15 protein-coding genes are annotated in these 24,142 nt (G+C 69.6%); 8 read left to right on the plus strand and 7 right to left on the minus strand.

All coding sequences use genetic code 11. From position 1 onward, the window contains the following. The first annotated feature begins 233 nt into the window (after nucleotides 1-233). The 3 genes from ACQZ13_RS08050 to ACQZ13_RS08060 all read left to right on the plus strand — a co-directional run bounded on the left by ACQZ13_RS08050 (nucleotide 234) and on the right by ACQZ13_RS08060 (nucleotide 5,844). Nucleotides 234-2,255 carry a peptidase inhibitor family I36 protein gene (locus ACQZ13_RS08050; protein WP_431050874.1) on the plus strand — a complete coding sequence of 674 codons (2,022 nt, stop codon included), beginning with the start codon at nucleotides 234-236 and terminating at the stop codon, nucleotides 2,253-2,255. Nucleotides 2,256-2,395: 140 nt separating this feature from the next. Then, nucleotides 2,396-3,091, plus strand: coding sequence for a phytanoyl-CoA dioxygenase family protein (locus ACQZ13_RS08055; protein ID WP_431050876.1), 696 nt, complete (start codon nucleotides 2,396-2,398; stop codon nucleotides 3,089-3,091). Between the two features lie 107 nt (nucleotides 3,092-3,198). Further along, a complete protein-coding gene (locus ACQZ13_RS08060) occupies nucleotides 3,199-5,844 on the plus strand; it encodes a DUF2339 domain-containing protein (RefSeq protein ID WP_431050878.1) in 2,646 nt (881 codons plus the stop codon). Here ACQZ13_RS08060 and ACQZ13_RS08065 read toward each other — a convergent pair. Both ACQZ13_RS08065 and ACQZ13_RS08070 read right to left on the minus strand, forming a co-directional pair. Further along, the gene (locus tag ACQZ13_RS08065) at nucleotides 5,825-7,453 is read right to left on the minus strand and encodes a sulfatase-like hydrolase/transferase (RefSeq protein ID WP_431050880.1); all 1,629 of its coding nucleotides are present in this window, start codon (nucleotides 7,451-7,453) and stop codon (nucleotides 5,825-5,827) included. The two genes, ACQZ13_RS08060 and ACQZ13_RS08065, sit on opposite strands and share 20 nt — an antisense overlap. Before the next feature lie 171 nt (nucleotides 7,454-7,624). After that, nucleotides 7,625-8,575, minus strand: coding sequence for a GlxA family transcriptional regulator (locus ACQZ13_RS08070; protein ID WP_431050882.1), 951 nt, complete (start codon nucleotides 8,573-8,575; stop codon nucleotides 7,625-7,627). A gap of 131 nt (nucleotides 8,576-8,706) precedes the next feature. Here ACQZ13_RS08070 and ACQZ13_RS08075 point away from each other — a divergent pair, with 131 nt between their 5' ends. Next, nucleotides 8,707-9,723 (plus strand): SLAC1 anion channel family protein, encoded by a 1,017-nt coding sequence (locus tag ACQZ13_RS08075; protein WP_431050884.1) that lies wholly within the window; start codon nucleotides 8,707-8,709, stop codon nucleotides 9,721-9,723. Between the two features lie 39 nt (nucleotides 9,724-9,762). Here ACQZ13_RS08075 and ACQZ13_RS08080 read toward each other — a convergent pair whose 3' ends face one another. From ACQZ13_RS08080 to xdhA, 3 genes are all read right to left on the minus strand, one after another. Next, nucleotides 9,763-10,704: a hypothetical protein gene (locus ACQZ13_RS08080; protein WP_431050885.1), complete on the minus strand. Its 942-nt coding sequence runs from the start codon at nucleotides 10,702-10,704 to the stop codon at nucleotides 9,763-9,765. A gap of 97 nt (nucleotides 10,705-10,801) precedes the next feature. Further along, on the minus strand, nucleotides 10,802-13,213 hold the full coding sequence (xdhB, locus tag ACQZ13_RS08085) for a xanthine dehydrogenase molybdopterin binding subunit (protein WP_431050886.1): 2,412 nt from the start codon (nucleotides 13,211-13,213) through the stop codon (nucleotides 10,802-10,804). Beyond that, nucleotides 13,210-14,772, minus strand: coding sequence for a xanthine dehydrogenase small subunit (gene xdhA, locus ACQZ13_RS08090; protein ID WP_431050888.1), 1,563 nt, complete (start codon nucleotides 14,770-14,772; stop codon nucleotides 13,210-13,212). Before xdhA ends, xdhB begins: the two co-directional genes overlap by 4 nt. Nucleotides 14,773-14,936: 164 nt before the next feature. On the opposite strand from xdhA, the gene ACQZ13_RS08095 reads away from it, so the two are divergent. The 4 genes from ACQZ13_RS08095 (at nucleotide 14,937) to ACQZ13_RS08110 (ending at nucleotide 20,087) form a co-directional block, all read left to right on the plus strand. Continuing rightward, nucleotides 14,937-15,884, plus strand: coding sequence for a LysR family transcriptional regulator (locus ACQZ13_RS08095; protein WP_431050890.1), 948 nt, complete (start codon nucleotides 14,937-14,939; stop codon nucleotides 15,882-15,884). A gap of 78 nt (nucleotides 15,885-15,962) precedes the next feature. After that, a complete protein-coding gene (gene guaD, locus ACQZ13_RS08100; RefSeq protein ID WP_431050892.1) occupies nucleotides 15,963-17,276 on the plus strand; it encodes a guanine deaminase in 1,314 nt (437 codons plus the stop codon). A 162-nt stretch (nucleotides 17,277-17,438) separates the two neighbouring features. Further along, nucleotides 17,439-19,451, plus strand: coding sequence for a prolyl oligopeptidase family serine peptidase (locus ACQZ13_RS08105; protein WP_431050894.1), 2,013 nt, complete (start codon nucleotides 17,439-17,441; stop codon nucleotides 19,449-19,451). A 201-nt stretch (nucleotides 19,452-19,652) separates the two neighbouring features. Then, on the plus strand, nucleotides 19,653-20,087 hold the full coding sequence (locus tag ACQZ13_RS08110) for a cold-shock protein (protein ID WP_431050896.1): 435 nt from the start codon (nucleotides 19,653-19,655) through the stop codon (nucleotides 20,085-20,087). 119 nt (nucleotides 20,088-20,206) lie between these two features. Here the strand turns inward: ACQZ13_RS08110 and ACQZ13_RS08115 are convergent, their stop codons facing one another. Continuing rightward, on the minus strand, nucleotides 20,207-22,591 hold the full coding sequence (locus ACQZ13_RS08115; RefSeq protein ID WP_431050898.1) for a TonB-dependent receptor plug domain-containing protein: 2,385 nt from the start codon (nucleotides 22,589-22,591) through the stop codon (nucleotides 20,207-20,209). 458 nt (nucleotides 22,592-23,049) lie between these two features. After that, nucleotides 23,050-24,099: a LacI family DNA-binding transcriptional regulator gene (locus ACQZ13_RS08120; protein WP_431050900.1), complete on the minus strand. Its 1,050-nt coding sequence runs from the start codon at nucleotides 24,097-24,099 to the stop codon at nucleotides 23,050-23,052. Nucleotides 24,100-24,142: the final 43 nt, after the last annotated feature.

A 24,142-nucleotide genomic window follows, 5' to 3' on the forward strand; every position in this document is an offset into this window, starting at 1 on the left:
CTTTCATGGTTGTCCCTGAATCGGCGACGCTCGTTCCGTATCGAATGCAACGAGGCGTTGTCGCGGTCGTAAGGCCGAAAGGGCGCGTGTCGGCTGTGTAAAGCGCGGATTGGCGCGAAACGCTGGAATCCTGCTTGCGACCGCTTACGAATCGGCGCCACCGGTTGCAGGTCGTGCGAGGAGCGCTTCGAATAATCCGCCGCCTACCTCCAAAGGTCTAAAGGACGGATTCCATGAACACCACCCCGAGGCGCTCCGGCGCTGCCCTCCGCCTGCATCCGCTGGCCCTGTCCCTGGTCGTGGCCGGCGTGCTCGTCGGTTGCGGCGGCGGCAGCGACGGCGCCGGCGGCCTCGTCTCGGCGGCCAACCAGAACGGCACGTCCGCGGCCACGGCTGGCGCGGTCGCCGCGGCCAACACCGGCACGCAGGTCTGCTTCTACGAGCACGTGAACTTCACCGGCGCCAGCATGTGCCTGACCGGCGACACCGCCTGGGTCGGCCCGGGCTGGAACGACCGCATCTCGTCGGTGCGCGTGCCCGCCGGCTGGAAGGCGGAGCTGTTCGCCGACATCCGCTACGTCGGCAAGTCGCTGACGCTGACGGCGGACAACGCCAACCTCGTGCCCTCGGGCATGAACGACATCATCTCGTCGATGCGCATCACCAAGCCGGCCACGGCCGCGAAGGTGACGCTGGCGTCGGCGCAGTTCGCGCAGTCCATGCTCTACGGCAGCACCGACAGCCAGCTGGTGCTGGTGGCCAACAAGCCGACGCTGCTGAAGGTCAACGTCACCGCGCCCGCGGGCACCGTCGCGCCGACGGGCCTGGTGCGCATCGACAACACGGTCGACGGCAGCGGCCGCGACCTGGTGCTGGCGCCGCCGCGCCGCGGCCTGCCGACGACGGTGTCGGACACGCAGTCCTTCGACGACGCCTACACGGTCAGCATCCCCGCGGACCTGGTCAAGAACGGCCTGAAGGTGACGGTGAACGTCGCCGGCGCCGCGGCGCAGAGCTTCACGCCGCGCGTGGGCGGTGCGACGCCGATGCGCTTCGTCCCGATCGCGGTGCGCATCGCCGGCACGACCGGCCAGCTGCCGGTGGACCAGACCGCTCACCTGCGCGCGCTGTTCCCGGTGTCGACGGTGACGCTGCAGACGCACCCGGCCTTCGTGTCGAGCAAGGTCACGACCCTGCCGACCACCGACGCGCAATGGAGCGACGCCTTCGGCAAGATCCTGGGCGAGCTCGCCGACCTGCACCGCATCGAAGGCGCCGCCCGTCACGACTACTACTTCGGCTTCATCCCCAAGCGCACCTGGGGTCTGGCGGGTCTGGGCTACGTGCCGGGCAACTCGGCGGTCGGCTTCGACATGCCGAGCAACCCGGACACCGTGCGCGACGTCGTCGCGCACGAGCTGGGCCACAACTTCTCGCTGCCGCACGCGGCCTGCGGCGGCGCCGGCTCGCCGGATCCGAAGTACCCGTACCCGGACGCCAACCTGGGCAAGCCGGGCCGCTACATCTGGAGCTACCTGTCGGACACCAACTCGTTCTACGACCCGCGCCCGACGGACCGCCACGACATCATGAGCTACTGCGGCGGCACGGTGTTCTCGGACTACAACTACCGCATCATGCAGACCTTCCTGACGCCGTCGGACGCCGTCAAGGCGCAGGCGGCGGAAGCCAAGGCGGTGGCGCAGGACGTGCTGCTGATCAGCGGCAGCATCAACGGCCGCCAGGTCGAGATCAATCCGGTGAAGGCGCTGTTCGCCAAGCCTGACGCGGCCTCCGGCCCGTACGTGCTGCGCGTGCAGACGACGTCCGGCCAGATCCAGGATGTGGCCTTCACGGCGCAGGCGCTGGACCATGACGGCGACAACCAGCACTTCAGCGTGCTGGTGCCCAAGGTCGACAACATCGCCAGCATCAGCGTGCTGAAGGACGGCGTGAACCTGGCGCAGGCCCAGGCGCGCGTGAGCACGGCCCGTGCGAAGGCTCAGGCAGCTGGTGGCGCCCGTGCTCAAGTGACGGTGAAGGAAGCGTCGGGCAAGGCGACGCTGCGTTGGGATGCGGACTCCGCGCCGTTCCTGAGCGTGACCTGGACGGACGGCACCCGCCGCCTGAATCTGGCGCAGGATCTGCAGGGCGGCGAGGCGACGCTGGACACGCATGAACTGCCGGCCGGCGGCCGCTTCGAGTTCATCGTGTCGGACGGCCTGAACGCGCAGCGCGTCGAGACGGCACGCTGAGCAGGCTGAGCGCGCGCAAGCGCGCTGTCAGTCAGACGGGGGATCGGGTCCGAGGGCTCGATCCCCCGTTGTCATTGGGATCGCCGGTGTGCGATGCGCCGTCGAGGGGCGGGCGGACGTCCTGACGCAGAATGCACCGCATGAGTGTCGTCGTCGATTTCGAGACCGATGGGTTCGCGTTGATCGAGTCCGTGGTCGATCCCGAGGAACTGAAGGCGCTGGCGCCGGTGATGCTGCGCGAGGGCGCAGTGGGTGGTTCCCGATGCCTACTGGAGCGACCGGAGATCGCCGCATTGGCGGTCTCGCTGAAGACGCATCACGTGCTGCAGTCGCTGATTCCGAAGGACCACGTCGCGGTCCAGTGCACCTATTTCGAGAAGTCGAGCGATCGCAACTGGCTGGTCGCCCTGCATCAGGACCTGAGCATTCCGGTGGCCCGACGCGTGGACGCGCCGAGGTTGCGAGGCTGGTCCGAGAAGGAAGGCAGGCTGTTCGTGCAACCGCCACGAGAGGTGCTGGAGCAATTGATCGCCGTCCGTCTGCATGTCGACGCATGCGGCGCTGACGACGGACCGTTGCGCGTGGTGCCGGGATCGCATCGGTTGGGCTTGCTCACCCCAGAGGTGGCTGCTGCAGTGCGCGCCGACCGCGGCGAGTCCACGTGCGCCGCCTCTGCAGGCGATGCGTTGGTCATGCGCCCGCTGGCGTTGCATGCGTCGTCGAAGGCCATCGGTACCAGCAGGCGTCGTGTCCTGCATTTCGTGTTCGGTCCGAGGCGGTTGCCGCTGGGACTGGATTGGGCCGTGGCCAATGCGCGCTCACAAGCCATGGCGTGACCCAGCCGGTACCGCCACGCGCTACCCCAGGACTTTCGTCCATTGACGCCGCGAGCCGGTGAAAGACACTGCGGGCCTTTCCTCGACCTGCTGCGGCTGCGCGCGACATGGACTCCTTCGAAGCTTTCCTCCTGTTCGTCGCCCTGGGCTATCTGTGGTGGCAGCTCTCCAAGGTGAAGCGGCGCGTCCGCGCGCTGGAGGAACGGCTGGCGACGCAGGACGTCGCGCGAGCGCAGCCCATGGCGGCTCAGCCGGCGCGCCCGGCGCAGGTGCCGAGCGCGCAGCCCGCGACCGCATCGCCAATGGGGGCGGCGACGGCGACGGTGCCCCCGTCTCAGGAGGCGCCGCCCACGCCTCGATCCGTTGACGCGCAGCAGACGTCTGCACCGACCGCTCCGACCGCTCCAGTCGCTCCGATGCCCGTGACCGCGGCGACCGTGCCATCGTCGCTGCCGGTCCGGCCGCCGGCGGCTCCCCGCGCCGCACCGACACCGCCGGCCGCCTCCGCCACTCCGCAATGGCAGGTCGCCTTCTTCGACCTGCTGCGCAAGAACCTCTTCGCCGTTGCCGGCATCGTCTTGCTGCTGCTCGGCTTCGTGGTGCTGTTCCGCTCCATCGAGTGGGGCCATCTGCTGTCGCCGCTCGCCAAGGTCTCGCTGGGCTGGGTTGCCGCAGCAGCGCTCGGCTTCGCCGGCATCCGGCTGAGCGCGCGCAACGGGCTGTGGGGCCAGGTCGTGCAAGGCGGCGCGGCGGCCATCGGTTTCCTCGCCACCTATGTCGGCGCATCGGGCTATGAGGTCGTCTCGCCGACGGTCGCGTTGGTGCTCTTCACCGCGATCTCCGGCGCGCTCGTGTATCGCGCGCTGAAGGAGGACGCGAAGGTCCTGGCCGGCGTCGGCTTCCTGGGCGCCTATGCCGCGCCGCTGCTGGCCATGTACGGTCATGCCGGGCTGCTCTTCAATCTGGTCTACGGCCTCATCGTCACTGCGTTCGCGCTGGGCGTGAGCCTGTCCCGCCGCTGGCAGGAGATCGGCATCCACGCCCACGTCTGCGCCACGGGCCTGGCCTCGCTGGCCTACGCGGGCGCGACCTACGAGCCCTCGCTGCCCGCCTGGCAGCAGCAGGCGCTGCTGCTGGCCTATGTCGCGCAGTTCGCCGGCTGGGCGCTGGTCTGGGCGCGGCGCCATCGTCCGTCCGAGGAACCGGTCGGGCCCTTGCTGTCCGCCTCGGCCCGCGAGATCCCTGTCCTCAGCGCCTGCTTCTCGACCACTGCCGTCGTCTTCGTCGCGCTGGACAGCTGGCTGCTGGCGCCGACCGCGTTCATGGTGGTCGCCTTCGTCACCGCGGCTGCGCTGGCTTTCGCGGGCATGCGGCTGTTCCCGCAGCGTGCGTTGCGCGAGACCGCCTGGGTGCTGAGCGCGCTGAGCGTGGCGGCCGGACTGGTGCAGGGCGATCTGGCGCGATCGGTCGCGAGCTTCGGCCTGTTCGCCGAAGGCGCGATCCTGACGCTGACGACGCGCTCGCAGTCGGTCTTCCGCCGCCTCGTGGCGCGCGGGCTGGTGGCGGTCGGCGCCGTCGCCGTGATCGACGTGCCGGCCTTGTGGCCTGTCGCCTTGCTGCTGCTGGCGGGCCTCGCGCTGTCGGTGCGGATGCAGCGCGAGCTCAGGCCCGTCGACGCCGGACTGGCCGCGACCGTGACCGTCGCGGCAGCAGCGGCGCTGTCGTACCGCCACGTCGGACTCGGCTTCGAGCTGCTGCCGATGTTCACGCTGATCATGCTGGCGGCGACGCTGCTGGCGCATGTGCTGGGTCGTGCGACGTCGACATCGCAGGAAGCGATGGCGGCGAAACCGTCCGACATCCTCCTTGTGCGCTCGATCTACGCGGCGGTGCTCGCCGCGGGCTGGCTGCTGACCTTGACCGTGGCGCGCGAGGCACCGCGTGTGCTGACGCTGGTCGCGGTGGTGGCGCCCGTGGTCTTCGGCGCGGTGGCGGCGTTCCTGTCGCTGCGCAGGACCTTGAGCCCCTATGCCGCCGAGCGCGCCAAGGCGCTGCTGTGGCTGGCGCATCTGCTGCCGGCGCTGGTGGCCTTCGTCTTCAACTGCAGTTGGACGCTGATCGCCTTGCTGCTCGTGGCGGGTACTGCCGCCTTTGCCCACGTGCTCACACGCCTGCGCGTGGACGCGCCGGCGGCCAAGGAGGTCTTCATCACCGCCACCAGCATGGCGCACGCGGCGGGGCTGGCGTCGCCGGTGCCGCTCGTGATCGCCGCCTGGCCCTGGACCGGCTCGGCCGGCGGCGCGGAGTGGGTGCTGGCCGGCGCGTCCTTCTACGCCGCACTGGTGACCTGGTGGAAGCTCGGCGACGGCGTGCCTGCGCAGGTCCGACACATCGTCGTCGTCGCGACCGGCGTCGCGATGGGCTATGTGGTCGTGCGCGGTGTGACCGACGCGCCGCAGCTCGCGTTCCCGCTCGCGTGGGACAGCTACCTGCTGCCGGTCGCGCTGGCCGCCGTCGGCGTGGGCTTCCTGTTCCTGAGCACGCGCAGCGGCCGCCGCCTGGCCTGGCAGGTCTCGGCCGCCCTCCTGGCGGGCTCGGCGGTCAAGCTGCTGCTGTCGCTGGGCAGCCTGGCGCTGTCGCCGATGGGCATCGTCGGCAGCCTGCTCGGCATGGGCGCGCTGTTCCTGATGGCGGGGTATCTGGCGCCGCAACCGCCGGCGCGGGAGTCGCCGTCTACTGGTCGAAACGCGTGACCGGCGCCGCCAGTCGCGGCGCCTCCCAGACATACCGCGGATCCAGGACGTTCCGATCCCGACGGACGCCTCGCCATTCCAGCGCCATCAGCTCGGCCAGCGTCCATCCGGCCCAGTCGGCGCGGAACGGTCGGCCCGCCGCCTGCGCATCGAACGGCGCGCCGTGACGCCACAGCAGCGCCGGGATGCGGTACCCGGCCGGCGTGCCGGGACTGTGGCCCGCATGGCTGATGTCGTGGCCGACCTCCTGGCCATGGTCGGAGAGGAACATCCAGGCGGCATCGCCGCCCTGCGGAGCATGCCGACGCGTGAGCCGCAGCGACTCCGCCACCACGGTGTCGTGATAGCCGATCGCGCGGTCGTAGGCGCGCCGTGAGGCCCGCAGCCATGCGGGGCGTCCTTCCTCCACCATCTCCGCGTCGACCGAGTCCGCCGCGACGGCGATCCCCGGCGCGTGCGCCGGCGCGCGCAGCCGGTAGTGCGGATGCGCGCCCAGCAGGTGCACGACGACCAGCTTGCGCGGCGCCGGGTCCGTCAGCGCTTCCTCGAGACAGTCGAGCAGTTCCCCGTCCAGGCTCGCACCGGAGCGCCCCGGCTCGCGGTTGATCATCTCCAGCGAGTCGGCGAGACGGGCGTGCTGCTGCTCGATGGCGGTGTCGTCGTGGTTGCTCATCCACCAGACGCGGTAGCCCGCTGCGCGCGCCAGCGCCAGCACGTGATGCGTCCGGTCCACCGGATCGTCCGCGTCGCGCGTGCCGAAGCTGAAGAGCCCGCTGAGCGAGGCCACCGTGCCGGGCTCGACCGACCAGGCGTGGCGCAGGGTGAGCATCCGATCGCCTTCGTCCTGCCGCAGCGCGACGAGCTGCGGCGTGGTCGGCCGCGCATAGCCGTAGAGGCTCATGTTGTCGCGATTGACGCTGTCGGTCAGCACCAGCACGACGGTCGACGGACCGGTGCCGGTGAAGCGGGCGCCTGCGGCGCGGGCATTCCACAGCAGCGCGTCGCGTTGTCGCTGCTGATCGGACCAGCTCTGCTTCAGCGCCGACGCGGAGGCCGCCCAGGCCGGCCAATAGACCAGCGGATGGTGGCGACGCCAGGGTTTGATGGCGAGACCGGCGACGCAGAGCAGTACCAGCAGCGCGATGGCCCATCGCTCCGGGCGGCGCAGCGCGGACTCGTGGCGGTTGCAGATCGACAGCAGGCCCAGGACGCCGGCGATGAGCACCACCAGCAGCGCGCCCAGGCCCGCGAGCCAGGCGCCTTGCGACGCCGCGTATTCGACGGCCTCGCGCGGCGTCGTGTTGGCCACCGCAGCCAGCACCAGCGCGCTGTCTGGCAGCGCGCGATAGCTGGATTGAAGGAAAGTCCGGACGGCGCTGTCGAGGAGGAACAGGAGCAGCGTCGCGCCGACGACCACGAGGCGCACCCGGCGCCATCGAGGCGCGGTCACCGGCCAACGCAGCCACAGCAGGGCGGGCAGGGCCAGCACCGCGACCTGCGCAATGCGGCGTCCTTCGTGGGCCAGCACGAAGGACAGGAGCAGCAGCCCGCACAGGAGCGCGGCCGCGACGGGCCGGCTCCAGCGCGAGGCTCGGAAGGATTCGAGCATGTCGACGCGGCCGCCGCCGGGCGTCGAATGCCGGCGGCTCTTTCAGGAGAGGCGCGATCCTAGCCAGAGGCGTTGTCGGTCGGGCTTGCGACGGGTCACCGTCCGCCCTGTGTGAATCTTCAGCGGAACTTCAGGTCGAGGCGGCAAGCGAGGTCGAATCCACCGACCCGATCAGGCGAAGCGCTTGCGGTACTCCACGAGCGTGAGTCCCAGCCGCCGGCCGAAGGCGCGCCGGAATCCGTCCACATTCGCGTAGCCGACCGCGTCGGCCAGGCGCTTGGCCGGCAGGTCCGACTCCTCCGCCATCCGGCGCGCCGCGTCGATGCGCGCGTTCTCGACGAACTCCGCGGGGGTCGTGCCGGTCTCGTCGCGGAACACGCGCGCGAAGGTGCGCTCGCTCATGCCCGCGCGTTTCGCGAGCGCGGGGACGGACAGGTCCGCGCGCAGGTGCGCGAGCACGTGGTCCTGGATCGCACTGACGTCGGAACGTTCGGCCGTCTGCGCGGCCAGATGGGCGCTGAACTGGCTCTGGCCGCCGGGCCGCTTCAGGAACATCACCAACTGCCGTGCCACGCGCAGCGCGAGTTCGCGGCCGTGGTCTTCCTCCACCATCGCGAGTGCCAGGTCCATGCCGGCGGTCACACCCGCGGAGGTGAAGAGCCGGCCGTCCTTCACGTAGATCGCGTCGGGCTCGACGCAGGCGTCGGGATGGTCCGCGGCGAGCAGGTCGGCGGAGTTCCAGTGCGTCGCGACCCGCTTGCCGTCCAGCAGCCCGGCCGACGCGAGCGCGAAGGCGCCGGTGCAGACCGAGCCGTAGCGGCGCGCCGTGCGGGCGTGCCGTTGCAGCCAGCGTCGCAGATCCTCGTCGACGGCCATGTCGTCGCGCCGCGGGCTGCCGGCGACGAGCAGCGTGTCGACGCGACCGCGGTGTGTCGCCACCGTCGCGTCGACGGCCATGCGCAGGCCGCTGCTGCTGCGCAGCAGTCCCTCGTCCGTGCTGATCACGCTCACCTGGTACGCCTTGGGATCTCCGAGCTGGTGGGACGCCTCAGCGAAGACATCGGCGGGACCGGCCACGTCGAGCAGCTGGAAGCGGGGGAAGGCGAGGATGGCGATGCGCATGGCGGGGATGGCCCGGTGAATGGCAGGAAACGTCGTGCCGCGATCGGGCATGTTTCGAGGAGCTTGGCAGAAAATAACGTGACACGCAAATTCAGCCAACGATCCGCCAACGACCCAGCCAAGGACGCTCCATGCACGCCTCGCCCTCCATGCCTTCGACCAGCCCCGTGACATCGGGAGTCGCGCCGGCCTCCGCGCCTGCGGACGTCTCGATCCGCCACCTGCCGGTGAACCTGTTCGCGTCCGTGATGGGGTTGTCCGGACTGGCGCTGGCCTGGCGGCTCGCGCATCGGAACCTCGACGCGCCCGCGTTCATCGGCGAGGCGCTGGGGCTGCTTGCGATCGTCGTCTTCGTGCTGATGGCCGCCGGCTACCTGAGCAAGCTCGCGAAGCACCCGGACGCCGTGCTGGCCGAGTTCCGCCATCCGGTGGGCGGCAACTTCTTCGGCACGATCGCGATCTCGCTGCTGCTGCTGTCGTCGCTGATCGAGCCCTACGCCGCGTCGACGGCGCACGCGCTGTGGACGCTCGGCGCGCTGGGCGCGTTCGGGCTGGCGTTCCTCGCGGTGTCGCGATTGCTGAAGGGGCAGCTGGAATCCGCGCTCGTGATGCCTGCGTGGCTGCTCTCCGGCGTCGCGACGCTCGACATCGCGGTGACCGGCCGCGACATGCCGATGGCCTGGGCGCCGGAGATGAACCTTGTCGCCGGCGCGCTCGGCGCGATGCTGGCGCCGGTGCTGTTCGTCATGATCGTGAGTCGCCTCGTGCACCGCGAGCCGCTGGCGCCGGCGGTGACGCCCTCGCTGATGATGCTGGTCGCGCCATTCGAAGTGGGCTTCCTCGCGTACACCAACCTCGTCGGCGGCGTCGACCGCTTCGCGGCGGTGCTCTTCTACTTCGGGCTGTTCCTGTTCCTCGTGGTCTCGCCGAAGGTGTTCCGGCGCAGCATCGCGTTCTCGCCGGCCTGGTGGGGCATCAGCTTCCCGCTCGCGGCCTTGGCGAGTGCGGCGCTGAAGTATGCGCACCACGCGGGCGGCCAGCCGCTCCGGATGCTGGCGGTCTTGCTGCTCGCGGTGTTGAGCGTCGCGTTGGCGGTGCTGTTCGTGCGGACGCTGCGGATCGTTTTGAACGGGCAGTTGTTCAGGTGATCAGTGAGGCGCGGGCGGGCCGCCGCGCCGCGGTGCGCCTCACCCGCCGATCCGGGCCACCGCCTCCTGGATCTCCGCCCAGCGCTGGCGCAGGACCGCTTCCTCGACGGGCTTCTCCGTGAGCCTGTAGACAAACAGGCGTTGAGCGGAAGGAGCGAAGATCAACTGCTCGGGGAAGTCGTTCAGATTCGACACGCAGGATCGAGCGTCGATGCAATTGAAGCTTTCCTGAGCCACGCGTTGGCAATCGCCGCGCGCGTTGCAGGCCTGGAGTTGAATGGCGAGTCGCAACATCGCCAGGTCGGCCACGGCAGGGAGTTCCGCCGAGGGATCGAGTCCCAGCAGCGGGATCGTTTCCGCCCGCAGCAGGCTCGGGGCGAATGCCTCCAGCAGCTCCAGCGACTGGGTCTCCAGGATGCGTCGGAGAAGGCGCTCACGTAGCGCGTCGTCCTGGATCAAGCCGTTCCTGTTCAACAGGGTCTCGGCCAGATCGCCGAATCCGGCGTCGTTCCTGATGGACAGGAGTTTCGGCGGGCCGACGGTGATGGCGCCTTCGCAGACCTGCTCCAGCTGCGCATGCGCCTGCCGCATGCCGTCCGGCACCTTGTCCTTGTGGTTGTAGAGCGCCATCCTGAATTGAACGTCCTGGAGCAGGCAACGCTGGCGCGCCCGTTCCACCGCAAACGCATCGATCAGCGAGCCGGAGATGGCGGCCTGGTGTGCCGCGACTCGGATGTTGGTCTGACGAGCCTTGGCAATCGCGCTGTCCCAGGCGCGACCCGGGCTGACCTTGCCCGCCGGCTGGGCGACAGGCACGACGGCCGAAGTCGCCGCTGATGGCGATGGCGGTGACGCGATCGCGATAGGGGGCGGCGCGTCGCGCGGAACGCTGGCGGTCGGTGCCGCTATGGAAGTGATCGCGCTGGCGGCGGGAGCCTCCGCGCGGAAGAAGAGCAGCGCCGCAATCAGTGCGCCCAGCACGCCGCCCGCAGCGGCCCACCACAACGTCGATCTCACCGTGTCCTCCCCAGGACCTTGTCTGTGGCACGACGATACAGGGGAAAACGGCCAGATCGGCTTAGCGCTCGCCTCGAGTGACCTGGACCGCCTCCACCGCATCGAGCACCGCTTCCGGCGTTGCCGGCGCGTGCAGCGGCGGATCGCAGCGCTCGGGGCCGCAGGCCGCGACCGCATCCTTGATCGCCAGCAGCACCGAGAACGGCAGCAGCAGCGGCGGCTCGCCGACCGCCTTCGAGCGGTGGATGCTGTCCGCCGCGTTCGGCGCGTCGTAGAGCGCGACGCGGAAGTCCTGCGGCATGTCGTTGGCCGTCGGGATCTTGTAGGTGCTGGGCGCGTGCGTCAGCAGCAGCCCTGACTGCGGATGCCACACCAGCTCCTCGCTGGTCAGCCAGCCCTGGCCCTGCACGAACGCGCCTTCGACCTGGCCGATGTCCAGCGCCGGGTTCAGCGACTTGCCCACGTCGTGCAGCACGTCCGCGCGCAGCACGCGGGTCTCGCCGGTCAGCGTGTCGACGAGCACCTCCGCCACCGCTGCCCCGAAGGCGTAGTAGTAGAACGGATGACCCTGCAGCTTCGCGCGGTCCCAGTGCAGGCCGGGCGTCGCGTAGAAACCGTCGCTCCAGAGCTGGATGCGCTCCAGGTAGGCCTTGGCGACGAGGTCCTTGAAACTGATCGCCTTGGGGCCGTCGAGGCCTTCGCGATGGCCGTCGCCGGCGCCATCGGCGCGCGCATCGACGCGCACCTCGCCGCCGTCGAAGACGAGCGCGTCCTCGTCACAGCCGAGCAGGCGCGCCGCGAGCGGCTTCAAGCGCTGCTTGATCTTGCGCGCCGCGTCCTGCGCCGCCTTGCCGTTGAGGTCTGAGCCGGTGGACGCCGCCGTCGCCGAGGTGTTGGCGACCTTGCTGGTGTCGGTGGCGCTCGCGCGCACCTGCAGCGCGGGCACGCCGAGTTCGTGCGCCACCACCTGCGCGACCTTGGTGTTGAGCCCCTGGCCCATCTCCGTGCCGCCGTGGTTCACCAGCACCGAGCCGTCGGTGTAGACATGCACCAGCGCGCCCGCCTGGTTCAGGTGGACGACATTGAACGAGATGCCGAACTTCACCGGCGTCAGCGCCAGTCCGCGCTTGAGCACCGGGTTGGTCGCGTTGAAGGCGGCGATCTCCGCGCGTCGCGCGTGATAGCCGGAGGTCTCGACCAGCTCGTCCGTCAGCGGGCCGATCTGGTTGTCCTCGACGCGCTGGCCGTAGGGCGTGACGTCCTGGCCGTCGCGATAGAAGTTGCGCTGCCGCACCGTGAGCGGATCCAGTCCCAACTGGCGCGCGACGCCGTCGAGGATCATCTCGATCGCCAGCGCGCCCTGCGGACCGCCGAAGCCGCGGAAGGCCGTGTTGCTCTGCGTGTTCGTCTTCGCGGCGTAGCCGTGCATGGACACGTGGGGCAACCAGTAGGCGTTGTCGAAGTGGCACAGCGCGCGCGCCATCACCGGTCCCGACAGGTCGGCGCTGTGACCGCAGTTGGAGATCAGGTCGATCTCGGCGCCGAGGATCCGGCCCTCGTCGTCGAAGCCGACCGACCAGCGGTAGTCGAAGCCGTGACGGCGGCCGGTGACGAGGAAGTCGTCGTCGCGGTCGACGCGCAGCTTCACCGGCCGGCGCAGCTGGTGCGCCGCGATCGCCGCGACGCAGGCGAAGAGCGCCGACTGCGATTCCTTGCCGCCGAAGCCGCCGCCCATGCGCCGGCACTGCACCGTGACCTGGTGCGACTGCCAGCCCATCGCGTGCGAGACCAGCTGCTGCATCTCCGACGGATGCTGCGTCGAGCAGTGGATGAGCAGCGCCTGGTTCTCCTGCGGCAGCGCGTAGCTGATCTGGCCCTCGAGGTAGAACTGTTCCTGCCCGCCGACGGCCCATTCGCCGTCGAGGCGGTGCGGCGCCGCGGCCAGCGCGGCTTGCGCGTCGCCGCGCGCCAGGTGCATCGGCGGAATGACGTATTGCCCGATGGCATGGGCCTCGCGTGCGGTCAGTACCGCCGGCAGCGGCGTGCCGACGATGACCTGCTTGGCCATGGCGGCAGCGCGGCGCGCGAGTTCGCGGTCGGTCGCGATCACCGCGTAGACCGGCTGGCCGACGTAGCGCAGTTCGCTGTCGGCGAGGATGGGATCGTCGTGGAGCAGCGGGCCGCAATTGTTCTCGGCGGGGATGTCGGCGGCGGTCAGCACCGCGACGACGCCCGGCTGACGGCGCAGCAGCTCGACGTCGATCGAGACGAGCGTCCCGTGCGCGATCGGCGAGAGGCCGAGCGCCGCATGCAGCGTGCCTTGGGCCTCGGCGATGTCGTCGATGTAGGTGGCCTCGCCGCTGACGTGCAGGTGTGCGGCCTCGTGGGCGCGGCTGACGCCGACCTGCGGTTGCAGCGCGGGCGCCGGTGCGTCGGCATCAAAGCCGACCGGGAGTTCCGACGGCTTGTTCATGCGACGCTCCGATGCAGGTTGACGGCCTGCCACACGCTGGCCGACTCGGCGGCGACCGGCGCGTTCGCGCGGGTCTCCAGCCAGAAGCGGCGGATCAGGTTGGCGGCGGTGCGTTCGCGGTAGCTGGCGCTCGCGCGCAGGTCGGTCATCGGCTTGAAGTCGTCCTTCAACGCGGCGGCCGCGGCGATCGAGGCCGCTTCGTCCCAGGCCCTGCCGGTCACGGCAGCCTCCGCCTTCGCCGCGCGCCTCACGATTGCGGCCATGCCGCCGAACGCGAAGCGGGCATCGCGCACCACGCCGTCCTCCAGCCGCAGGCTCAGCACCGCGCAGACGGCGGAGATGTCGCTGTCGTAGCGTTTGGCGAGCTTGTAGCCGCGCAGCCGTGTGCCGGGCGGCGGGGCGGGGACTTCGAGCGCCTCGACGAACTCGCCGGGTTCGAGCGCGTTCTTCATGTAGTCCAGATAGAAGGCTTCGAGCGGCAGCGTGCGCTGCGTCGCGCCGCGGCGCAGCACGATGCGCGCGCCCAGCGCGATCAGCGCCGGCGCGCCGTCGCCGATCGGCGAGCCGTTGGCGATGTTGCCGCCCAGCGTGCCGGCGTGGCGCACGGGCGGCGACGCGAAGCGCAGCCAGAGCTCGCGCAGGGCGGGCACGCGCTCGGTCAGCGCGGACCAGGCCGCTTCCAACGTGACCGACGCGCCGATGCGGAGCGTCGTGCCATGGCCGTTGCCGTTGCCGTTGCCGTTCCCGACCCCGGTGCCTTGTCCTGCCACGGTGTCGATGCGCCGCATCTCCTCGACGCTCCCCGTCAGGATCACATCGCCGAGCTCGCGCTGCTGCTTGTTGACCCACAGGCCGACGTCGGTCGCGCCGGCGACGAGCCGCGCCTGCGGCATCGCCTCGCGCAGCGCGGCGAACTCATCGATCGAGCGCGGCGCGAAGACGCGCTGCGGCGAACCGGCGCGCGACGGCGCTTCGTAATGCAGGGGCGGATCCTCGGCCAGCACACGCAGCGCTTCGACGATCGGGGCGCGGGCTATCGTGCGCGCGGGGGCGTCGAACATGCGCTCGCCCGCGTCCAGGATCGGCCGGTAGCCGGTGCAGCGGCACAGGTTGCCGGCGAGGTCGTCCGCGAGCGCCTGACGCTCCGGCCGCGTTCCGCAGGCCTGGTGCCGCTCATAGATCGCCTGCATCGTCATCGCGAAGCCCGGCGTGCAGAACCCGCATTGCGAGCCGTGACAGTCGACCAGCGCCTGCTGGACGGGATTCAGGTCGGCGCTGTGGCCGAGGTCCTCAACCGTCAGCAGCGCCTTGCCGTCGAGCATCGGCAGGAACTGGATGCAGGCGTTGACGTTGCGCAGCTCGACCGTCTTTCCGTCCGCGTCCAGTTCTCCGACCAGCACCGTGCAGGCGCCGCAGTCGCCTTCGGCGCAGCCTTCCTTGGTGCCGGCGCAGCGGGCGTGCTCGCGCAGGTACTGCAGCACCGTGGTCGTCGGCGGCAGTCCGGTGACGGCCTGGAGCTGGCCCTGGTGGAAGAAGCGGATGGGACGGGGATCGGTCATGGACGGAAAGCGGGGCGGGCTGGGCCGGAACGGGCGCTGGCGGGCAAGCAAGAAGCGGGCACGGCGGGCAGCGGGCGGAGCGGGATGCACTTAACCGGAACGGTACTCCTCTGACAACCGGATGGTTATACGATAGCCGTTATGACCTCCATACGCCGCTGAGCATGTCGGAAGCGCTGAACTTCGACAAGATCGACCTCCTTCTGGTGCGGGTCCTGCATACCTTGATTTCCGAGCGCAGTGTGTCCAGGGCCGCCATGCGGCTCGGCAGCACGCAGCCCGCCTTGAGCGCGCAGCTGCGGCGTCTGCGCACCCTGACGGGCGATCCGCTGCTGGTGCGCAGCGGCGCGGGCATGACGCCGACCGCGACCGCGCTGGAACTCCTCGCCCCCGCCGAGCGCCTGCTGCGCGAAGCCGACGAGCTCTTCGGCGCGCGACTGCGCAAGTCCGGCTTCGATCCCGCGACGGCCGATCTGCGTTTCCGCGTCGCCGCCAGCGACTACCTCGATCCGCTGTTCCTGCCGCTGCTGGTGGCGCATCTGCAGCGGCTGGCGCCGGGCGTGCAGCTCGACCTGCAGCCGCTGAACGCCGATTTCGACTACCGCGCCTCGCTGGCGCGCGGCGAGGTGGACCTGGTGATCGGCAACTGGCTGGAGCCGCCCGGCGAGCTCCACATGGGCCGGCTGCTGGTGGACGAGGTCGTCTGCCTGGTGAGCAAGGACCACCCCGCCGCCCGCATGGCGCCGCGCACCTGGACGCAGGAGCGCTACCTCGACTGCCAGCATCTGGCGCCGATGCCGCTGAGCCGCGGCCAGCCGGGCGTGATCGAGCAGCATCTGGCCTCGCTCGGGCTGGAGCGCCGCATCGCGGTGCGCTGCGCCCATTTCGGACAGCTGCCGCAGATGGTGGCGCGCAGCTTGCTGGTGCTGACCACCGGCCGGCTGTTCTGCAACCGCTACCTGGACCAGCTGCCGGTGACGGTGCTGCGCTGCCCGGTGCAGTTCCCGCCGATGACGTATTACCAGCTGTGGCACGACGTCAGCCACAACAGCGCGCCGCTGCGCTGGCTGCGCGAGCAGGTGCGCGAAGTCGCGCGCGAGCTCGTGAAGTGACGCCCGTTTCTCCGACCCCCGTTTCTCCGATTTCCGCTTCTCTGAAGCCCTTTCCACGAATTCCTTTCCGCTGAACGCATGACGACCGATCGATCCGCCGCTCCCGCACGCCTGGCCCTGAAGGGCGACCTGCTGGACTTCACCGCCGCGCCGCACTGGGCGCAGGTGGACGACCCCGCCGTGCGCTTCCGTCCGGATCACTGGCTGCTGATCGAGGACGGTCGCATCGTCGGCGCGCAGGCCGAGGACCCGGGTGAAGGCTGGGTCCGCCATGACCACAGCGGTCGGCTGATCCTTCCCGGCTTCGTCGACACGCACGTGCACAGCCCGCAGCTCGACGTGATCGCGTCCTACGGGACCGAGCTGCTGGACTGGCTCAACACCTACACCTTCCCGGCGGAGCAGCGTTATCAGGATCCCGAGATCGCGCGCATCGGCGCGGGCCGTTTCCTCGACGCGCTGCTGGCGCACGGCACGACCTCGGCGGTGGTTTATCCGACGGTGCACAAGGTCTCGGCGGATGCGCTGTTCGACGCCGCCGCGGAGCGCGGCATGCGCCTCATCACCGGCAAGGTGCTCATGGACCGCAACGCGCCGGAGGCGCTGCGGGACGACGTCGTGCAAGCCGAGCGCGACTGCCTCGACCTCATCGCGAAGCACCACAACCGCGAGCGCCTGTCCTACGCCGTGACCGTGCGCTTCGCGCCGACGAGCACGCCGGAGCAGCTCGCGATGGCCGGCGCGCTGTGCCGCGCCGATGCCAGCCTCTACATGCAGACCCACGTCGCGGAGAACCGCGGCGAGGTCGAATGGGTCGCCAAGCTCTTCCCCGAAGCACGCAGCTACCTCGACGTCTACGACCGCGTCGGCCTGCTGCATCCGCGCGCGGTGCTGGCGCACGGCATCTGGCTGGACGACGAAGACCGGCGCGTCGTCGCGCGCACCGGCGCCCACATCGCGCACTGTCCGTCGTCCAACCTGTTCCTCGGCAGCGGGCTGTTCGACTGGCCCGGCGCGCTGGCCGCGGGCGTGCGCGTGAGCGCCGCCAGCGACGTGGGCGGCGGGACCTCCCTGTCGGCGCAGCGCACGCTGGCGGACGGCTACAAGGTGCAGGCGCTCAACGGCCAGCGGCTGACCGCCTGGGCGGGGCTGCATGCGGCCACGCTCGGCGCGGCCGAGGCCTTGGGCCTGTCCGACGAACTGGGCCACTTCGGCCCGAAGACCCTCGCCGACGTCTGCGTCTGGGACTGGGCCGCCGGCCCGGTCGCCGAGGCCCGCATGGCGCTGGCACGCGACCCACATGAGCGCGCCTTCGCCTGGATGACGCTGTCGGACGATCGCAACCTGGTGACGAGCTACGTGGCCGGCGTGCCGCAGTACCGTCGACCCTGATGCGGCCCTGAGGCGCTCCGCCCACCGTTCGTCGCGCGGGGACGCGGCCTGTCGGGGCAGGGCGCAGCGCGTGGAACCCGGGATAGTCAAATCCTGACCCTGATGCCTACAGTCGGAGGATCCCGGGACGTCCCCGGGACCGATCAGGAGAGGAGATCCCCGATGACGAAGTTGTCCCCGATGGGTGCGCCGCGCGTGGCACCGACGGCCCGGTATGCAGCCCGGTATGCGGCCCTGTGCGTGGCCCTGGCCGCCGCGACCGCGATGCCGGCGCAGGCCGCGACGGAGAAGGTCGCCAAGACCCCCGCGACGGCGGCGACCGCCAGGGCGCAGGCCAAGGCCGCGCAGCCGCGGCCCGCCAAGCCCTACACGATCGAGCAGTTCATGGCGACGACGACGGTGATGGGCGCCTCGTTCTCGCACGACGAGCGTCGCATCCTGTTCAGCAGCAACGCGACCGGGATCTTCAACGTCTACAGCCAGTCCGTCGACGGCGGCGAGCCGGTGGCGCTGACGGCGTCGACGACCGACAGCCACCTGGCCGTCAGCTACTTCCGCAACGACGACCGCGTGCTGTTCACGCGCGACCAGGGTGGCAACGAGAACAACCACCTCATCGTGCGCGAGCTCGACGGCAGCGAACGCGACCTGACGCCCGGCGACAAGGTCAAGGCCGGCTTCACCGGCTGGAGCCGCGACGGCGACGCCTTCTTCGTCACGACCAACGAGCGCGACGCGCGCTACATCGACGTCTACCGCTACGACGCCAAGACCTATGCGCGCACGCTGGTCTACCAGAACAACGACGGCAACGCGGTGTTCGGCGTCAGCGGCGACGGCCGCTGGGTGGCGCTGGGCAAGACGAACACGACGGCCGACTCCGACGTGTACCTCTACGACACGCAGAGCAAGGAAACGAAACATCTGACGCCGCACCAGGGCGTGGCGTCGTTCAGCGTGACCAGCTTCGATCCGGAGTCGAAGACGCTGCTGATGCTGTCCAACGAGGGCACGGAGTTCCAGCGCCTGGTCGCCTACGACCTGGCCTCCGGCCAGGCGCGCGACCTGGAGAAGGCGGACTGGGACATCGTCTACAGCAGCTACTCGCGCGACGGCCGCTACCGCGTGACCGGCATCAACGCCGACGCCAGCCTGGAGCTGCGCATCGTGCAGACCGCCGACGGCAAGGCGGTGACGCTGCCCAGGATGCCGGGCGGGGAACTGCGCGGCGTGGCCTTCTCGCGCACCAGCCAGCGCATGGCGTTCTACCTGAACGGCGACCGCTCGCCGAGCAACCTCTACGTCTACGACTTCGGGACGAAGCAGGTGAAGCAGCTGACCCGCTCGCTGTCCAAGGACATCGATCCGGAGGAACTGGTGGAGGCGCGCATCGTGCGCTTCCGCTCGTTCGACGGGATGGTGATCCCCTCGGTCTACTACCTGCCGAAGGAAGCCTCGCCGACCCACAAGGTGCCGGCGGTGGTGATGGTCCACGGCGGCCCGGGCGGGCAGACGACGCGCGGCTATTCGGCGATGGTCCAGTACCTGGTCAACCACGGTTATGCGGTGCTGGGCATCAACAACCGCGGCAGCTCCGGCTACGGCAAGACCTTCTTCACCGCCGACGACGGCAAGCACGGCCGCGAGCCGCTGTGGGACTGCGTCGAGGCCAAGACCTGGCTGGCCGCGTCGGGCGTGGTCGACCCCGAGCGCATCGGCATCATGGGCGGCAGCTACGGCGGCTACATGACGCTGGCGGCGATGGCCTTCCGGCCGGAGGCCTTCAAGGTCGGCATCGACATCTTCGGCGTGTCCAACTGGCTGCGCACGCTGGAATCGATCCCGCCGTACTGGGAGAGCTTCCGCAAGGCGCTGTACCTGGAGATCGGCGATCCGGTGAAGGACAAGGACTTCCTGATCGCGACCTCGCCGCTGTTCCACGCCAAGGAGATCCGCAAGCCGCTGCTGGTGATCCAGGGCAAGAACGACCCGCGCGTGATCAAGCCGGAGAGCGACGAGATCGTCGAGGCCGTCAAGAAGAACGGCGTGCCGGTCGAGTACGTCGTGTTCGACGACGAAGGCCACGGGTTCTCGAAAAAGAAGAACCAGATCGAGGCCAATCAGAAAATGCTCGAGTTCCTGGACAAGTATCTGAAGCCCGGCGTGAAGAACTAAAACCGTGTGAAGTTGCACGGTTTACAGCCTGTTGCCGTGCGCCGGAGAGAGTCCGGCACGATGCCCCCATACACAAAAAGAGCCCGGCCCCGCGCCGGGCCTTTTCGTCAGGATTGAGAGAGAAGCGCCCGGTCCAGGACGCCGCCGCAGGCCACGAGCCGGCGGGGCGCGTCGGGTTTCTACACGATGGGGGATCAGATCATGCGATTCGATGGCACGTTGGAAAGCTGGTACGCCGAGCGCGGCCACGGGATGATGAAGCCGGAGCAGGGCGGGGATGCCCTCTTCGTGCATGTGTCGGCCTTCCCGATGGACGGCCAGACGCCTCGCGAAGGCGAACGCCTGAGCTTCGAGGTTGTGTCCAGAAGTGACGGCAGCAAACAGGCGGTGCGCGTGCATCGGCTGCAGGAATACAAGCTGCCGTCGCAGCTGCGCCCCGCCCGCATGGGCTCGCGCCCGCCGCGTCCGATCGCGCGTCGTCGCACCTCGCCGCTGACCTGGACCGTGCTCGCGCTGCTGGTGCTGGGCGTCGGCGCCACCGTGTGGTCGCCCGCCAGCCACGCCATCAGCGGCAAGTTCCTGAATCAGGCGCAGACCCAGACGCAAGACCAGGCCCCCGCCAAGGCGCGCCGCTGACCCGTTGACTCCTCGGGGCTGGCACCTGCAGCCCTGTCGCCCTCGCGGAGGCCTCTTGCTCCGCTTGCTTTCAGGCTGCCCCTCACCGGGCAGCCTTTTTTGCGTCTCCCGGTCTGGGGTCAGACCTTGAGTTCGAGGCGGACCGTCCACACGGTGAAGCTGCGGCCGGTGCTCTCGCTGGTGACGACGCGGCCCGGCGTCGTGGCGATGCTGCCGTTGCCGTAGGTCAGCGGAACGAGGTTGCTCGCGGCCACGCGCACCGCCACGACGGGCGAGAAGGTCCACATCGCCGACAGGTCGATGACGCGCTTCTTGTCGATCTCGTTGAGGACCTGGCTGCTCTGCTGCAGCAGGGTCGACGGGGTGTAGTTCAGCGAGGCGCCCAGCGTGAGCGGCACCGAGCGCAGCCGATAGTCCGCGCCGAGGTTGGCCGTATAGCGCGGCTGCTGATCCAGCTTGTTGTCGGGGCCCGGGATGCCGTCGACCGCCGAGTGGAACAGCGACAGGTTGCTGCGCACGTTGACCGGGATCGCGTCGGTCAGGTACTCGTCGAGGCGGAACTTGGCCTCCAGCTCCACGCCGTAGGTCTTGGCGTTGCCGATGTTGCGCGGGCGCACGACGTAGCGCTGCACCGGGGCGTAGGGCACGGTCTCGAGGATGGCCTGGTTGCGGATGAGGTCGGTGATGCGCCGGTAGAAGAAATTCGCGCTGAGCAGACCGCCCTTCGAGAGGTATTTCTCGTAACCGATCTCGACACCCGTGGCCATCTCCGGCTTGAGATCGGGGTTGCCGAGCCGGTCGGGCGAGTCGATGGTGTTGTACGAGCAGGGCAGCTTGGGATCGTCGCAAGGGAAGCGGTTGCTGATGCTCAGGCGGCCGATGACGTCGTTCAGGTTGGGCGACTTGTAGCTGCGGGTGAGGCTGGCGCGGATCTGCTCGCGGCTCTTCTCGTCGATCTTGTAGACGGCGTGCAGCAGCGGGGTCAGGACGCTGGAGCTGTTGCTGACGGGGCCCTGGTTGTTGGTGCTCTCCGTCTTGATGCCTTCCCAGCGCAGACCGGCGTAGAAGCCCCATTGCTTGCCGACGTTCCACTCGTCCTGCGCGTAGGCGGCGAAGCGCCGGGTGGAGGCGTCGACGTTGTCGCCGAAGTCGGCGAGGAAGCTGCAGGCGCTGCCGGCGACGCCCTCGGTGTAGCTCTGCAGGCAGACGCGGTTCTGATGGCGCTTGGTGCCCTCGCCCTCGACGCCGGCGACCAGGTTGTGGTCGTTGTCCATCTGATGGGTCAGCTTCGTGTTGAAGCTCCACGAGGTGTCGCGGCTGCGGGTGGTGTCGTCCTGGGTCCGGTAGAAGTCCGTGGCCGTGTCGGTGACGTTGTCCTCGGCCCGGTGGCTCTGGCTGGACATCGTCATGCGGCCGACGCCGACGCGGGTCTCGACGCGCGACTTGTCGTCGAGGCGCTTGTTCCACTGCACGTTGAGCCGGGCCATGTTGGCGCGACTGCTGCCTTCGGTGGCGGCGGTGTTGTAGCGCAGGGCCTCGGGATCGTTCTCGTCGGTGATCGGCGGCGTCTGGGTCTGGTGGAAGTTGCTGGACGACTCGCCGCGGTTGGCCATCAGGAAGGGCTGGATCGCGAGCGTGTCGCCGCCGTCCAGGCGCAGCTGCAGGCGGCCGGTCATGTTGAGCGACTTGCGCTCGTCCTTGGACTGGCCGAGGTTGGTGAGCAGCGTCTCGCGCTTGAGCGCGCCGGTGTTCGTGTCGTAGACCTGGGTCAGCGAGTGCGAGTCGATGTCGTCGACCCGCTTGTGCTGCATCGCATTGACGGTGAAGTTGTAGGCGTCGCCGTGGTCGCCGATCTTGTCGTTGCGGGTCCAGTTGAAGTGCGGCGTGACGTGGTCGCGCTCGAAGGCGGTGGCCAGGCGCACCTCGTTGAGGCGGCGCTGGAGGGCTTCGCGCAGGACGACGTTGATGGTGCCGGCGATGGCGCGCGCGCCGAACTCGGCGGTGGGGGCGCGCATCACCTCGATGCGTTCGATCTGTTCGGGCGGCAGCTCGTCGAGCGAGAAGCCCGGCGGCATGCGTTCGCCGTTGACGAGGATCTGGGTGTAGCCGCCGCCCATGCCGCGCATGCGGACCTCGCCGCCGCGGCCGGGGCGGCCGCCGGTGGTGACGCCGGGCAGGCGCTTGAGCACCTCGCCGATGGTGGAGTCGCCGTAGCGTTCGATCTCCTCGCGGCCGATGATGATCTTGGAGGCGGTGGAGGCGCGGCGCTGGTCGTCGTCGCGCGAGGTGCCCTGGACCTCGACGCGGTCGAGCTGCGTCGGGTTGTCGGCTTCCTTGGTGGCGGGCGGCGGCGCGGGGCGCGAGCGCTCAGGCGTTGGAGAAGGCGCTTTCGCCGGTGGGGTGGTGGGGGCGGGCGGCGTGGTCTGGGACCAGGCGGAAGCGCTCAGGCCCAGCATCAGGGCGAAGGACAGCGGATGCAGGGCAGGTCGGCGGGTGCTTGTCATCGAAAGGCAATGGCAGGAGCAAGCGCGGCCCGATCTGGCGATGGCTGGGACGGAAGCGCGAAACGGGGTTGTGGGGGTGCCGCGAACGAGGTGGCATGGGCGATTCGTCGCGGATTGGGCGAAAGGATCGCACGCTGTACGTTTCGTGACGGAGGCGCGCGCGGACTTTCAAAGTTCTTTACCCAAGGTGATGGGCGGGCGCGACGCAGGGGTGGGAAAACCCGGAATGAAGTCCCTTCGCCTGGGGGGTTGCGGGCGCCGACGCTGCACCAATTCCCAAATGAAAGAAGCCACCCCTTGGGGTGGCTTCGTTTCTGAAGAGGGTATCCGCGACGCTGGTGACGGGTTCCAGCTTTCTGCCCAGTAGTGCAGCCGGTTGTTGCCTCGGATGCATTGCATTCTGCCGAGGTTTTGTGACGGGCAGTTGACGAAAAGCAAGGATTGAAGGGGTCAGTTCATCAGCAGGCGCTGGCCGCTGTCGACGGCAGGCGGCGCGTCGACTCCCGCACGATCAGCTGCGGCATAGGCGGCTCGATGGCGGAGCCGCCGGTGCGCAGCAGGTCCAGCATCGCCGAGGCCGCGCGCCGGCCGAGTTCGGCGATGTGGACGTCGACCGTCGTGCGCGGCGGGCTGGCATGCGCGGTGTTCAGGAGATCGTCGTAGCCGACGAGCGAGACGTCCTCCGGCACGCGGAAGCCGCGACTGTGCAGCACGCGTGCTGCGCCGGCCGCCATCTGATCGTTGGCCGCGAAGACGGCCGTGAATTGCAGACCGAGATCGAGCATGCGCGTCATCGCCGCGGCGCCGCCGATCTCGCGATAGTCGCCGCTGCCGATCAGCGCCTCGTCGACGGCGAGACCCGCTTCGGCGAACGCCGCGCGATAGCCGCGTTCGCGTTCCGACGAATCCGCGTGCGCCGGATCGCCGCTGATGAAGGCGATGCGCGTGTGGCCTCGGTCGATCAGATGCCGCGTCGCGACGCGCGCGCCTTCGAGGTCGTCCGTCTTCAGCGCGTGCAGGCCCTCCGCCCGCAGCGCGCGGCCCGTCACGACGACGGGCAGCTCGCGTGCGAGCGCTGCGAGGAACTCGTCGCTCAGGCCGCCGGTGAGCACGATGATCCCGTCCACGCGCCGCGATCGCAGCGAGGCGATGCAGCGCTGCTCCTCATCGGGTTGCCAATGCCCGCTCGCCACGACGAGCCCGTAGCCGGCGGGCGTCAGCACTTCCTCGATGCCGCGCAGCAGCAGCGCGTAGAACGGGCTTTCGAAGTACTGCGCGAGCAGCCCGATGTTGAAGGTCCTGCCGTCCGCGAGCGCGCGGGCGATGGTGTTGGGGACGAAGCCCAGTTCGTCGATCGCGCGCCGGACGCGTTCGGCCTTGGCCGAACTCACCTGCGCGCTGCCGCTGAGCACGCGCGAGACGGTGCTCGGCGACACGCCGCTGGCGACGGCCACCATGCCCAGCGTGACCTCGCTGGACGTCGACAGGAGGGGCTTCTTTCTCTTCATGGGAAAGCGCTTTCAAGAACTCGACGATCCTACTCCCGCAGGT

This window comes from Roseateles sp. L2-2 (genome assembly GCF_050613215.1).
Lineage (GTDB): Bacteria > Pseudomonadota > Gammaproteobacteria > Burkholderiales > Burkholderiaceae_C > Roseateles > Roseateles noduli.